We start from the raw sequence: 2334 nt of genomic DNA, 5'->3' as shown, positions 1-2334 counted from the left end.
CCACGACAACACACACAGCCAGCCTGGCACCGTCAACCAGTCGACGCCACAGGCAAGTTGAAGTGATCACCGGCTACGAAAATCTTGGAAGAGCCAGGAATGAGGTGTGATTCGTCTGATTGGCCTACAGGTTCTTCGGTGGGCTGATTGGGCTATACCCGTCCGGCTGTAAGGCGGCCGTCGAAGAGGAGGTCAAACTCGTTCAGCGCGCTCTTCCAGCGGTTGTTCCAGCGTTGGCGGCCGCGTCCGGTGGGGTCGAGAGCCAGGGTGGCCAGGTAGAGGCGTTTGAGGGCGGCGGTCTCGTTGGGGAAGTGGCCGCTGGCTTGGGCCGCACGTCGGTAGCGGGCGTTCAGATTCAGTTCAGTTGAAGCTGTGTCAGAACCGGTGATCTGTGACGTTCAGTAACGAGATACCTTGTAAAGCGCAGATGCGTTGATCAGTCATACCGAGGCAGACCTGCCCGGATCTCCCCGGCCTTCCAGGCGAACGAGCACCTATATCAGCCATCCGGCGACCCATACTGTGAATCGATGACGGGCGGGATGCCACCTCTTACAGGGCACCTAGTTTGTTGCGTTGCCTGCTCGTACTGCCGTCTCTGACCTGCGTATTCCCGATGCGCTTCGAGCCCTGGTGCATGGCTGTTAGGGTCGCGATCATGGAATCTAGCTATCCTCTCAGCCTCGTCGAGTGGACTACACGTAACGCCACTCGTCTCGATGTCCCGCTCGATGACCTGGTAGCGCTACGCCGCCTGGTCGGAGACGCGCGCGTAGTTGCCCTTGGAGAGAATTCACACCAGATACGGGAGTTCAGCCTGCTGCGTGAACAGATATTACGCTACTTGGTAACAGAATGTGGATTCACCGTTTACGCCGTAGAGTTCGAGGCTATTTCCGGTCGGGCGGTCGACGCTTGGGTGCACGGCGGTGACGGCGACCTCGATGCGCTGCTCCTTCCCGGAGCAGACGGCTATCCGGGCCAGTCCGCAGAGGGCCGTGACACCTTGCGGTGGTTGCGCTCTTGGAATTCTGCGGCACGACACCCGGTCCGCTTCGCGGGACTCGACATCCCAGCGGCCGGCGGTTCGCTGGCGCCCGCTCTGGAACCTGTCGCCGCATATCTGGCCGACATCGACCCGGCCGCAGTGCGTTACGCCCGCACGGCCTTGGAGCTGGCGGAACCGCTTTCAGCCGGCTCGGGTTATGCCTCCGCACATGCCCGGCTCGCCCTCGGCCCCGAGCTTCAAGACTAACTCTCGGCAACGCTCGGTCGTCTACTCAACCGCATAACAGCCATGCGCGAGATCTATGCTCAGCAAGGCGGAGCCCAGGCTTACGAACGTGCTCTCTCCGATGTATGGGCTGCCTGGCGAACTGACCAGATGCAACGCGCAATGTCCGAGTTGTTCAGCGGTACACCGGACGCCGCCAATCTCTCCGCCCGCGACCGATACCTGGCCGACACTTTGCTGGAGTTGCTCGACCAGTCCGCACCCGATACCCGCATTGTCCTCGCCGCCCACAACGCTCACATCCAGCGCACAGCCAACCCCGAAGGTGTCCCGCTTCCCCGCATCCCGATGGGGCACGTCCTTGCGCAGGCACTCGGAGTGGACTACGTGTCCGTGGCACTGACCAGCGGCGGCGGGCGGACTGTGCAGAACGTGCCTGATCCGACACACCCCGCCGGTATGCGGCAGGCTGCAACCGACGCCCCCGAGGCACCACACGACAGTGTGGAGGCTCTGTTCTCTGGAGTGCCCGAGGCCCCAGCACTTGTGGACGTCCCTGCGCTCCGTGCACACGCCCGGAACCATGGCCTGCAAGAGCCCACCCGCATGCGCATGGACGACGGGTTCCTGCCCGTCCCCGCCCTGGACGCCTACGACGCAGTGGTCAACGTGCCACGGACCACGCTCACAGAAGATATCGGCGAGTAGCCCTACGTTCCCTGCTCCTTCATAACAAGGTGCCTGTCCGCGGTCAGCTCAAGGCGGTGAGGGCCAGCCGGATCGTCTGCGGCTGCATTCGCAGGCGTATGGGCTTGGGCTTTTCCGCCGGTTTCACCGGTTTGACGGGGTGTGGCGTGGTGCGTGGTGGTCGGGGAGGGCGGGTGAGGCGGCGGACCATGAGGGTGATGAAGGTCCAGCGCCGCGAGCAGAACGACTATGGCCCGCTGCCGAGCCCGGTGCTCAGTCGTGTGGCCGTAGGCCATCTTCTTCAGGCGGTGGCGCTCCGCGGCGGTCAGGGTAAGGCACACGGCGCGGCCCAGGGGCATGGGAGGCAACGGCCAATCTCGGGAGAATCATTCGGGTGATCGACACCCTCTCCA

General features: G+C 63.4%; 1 pseudogene. It reads left to right on the top strand.

The annotated features are described in order from the left end of the window. Positions 1 to 616: 616 nt before the first annotated feature. A pseudogene (locus ACFVWD_RS58110) lies at positions 617 to 1942 on the top strand (erythromycin esterase family protein). Positions 1943 to 2334: the final 392 nt, after the last annotated feature.

The sequence above is a fragment of the Streptomyces sp. NPDC058086 genome (genome assembly GCF_042885015.1).
Taxonomy (GTDB): Bacteria; Actinomycetota; Actinomycetes; order Streptomycetales; family Streptomycetaceae; genus Streptomyces.
The sequence above is the reverse complement of the archived record's forward strand: the minus strand, read 5'-3'. Positions and strand labels throughout refer to the sequence as shown.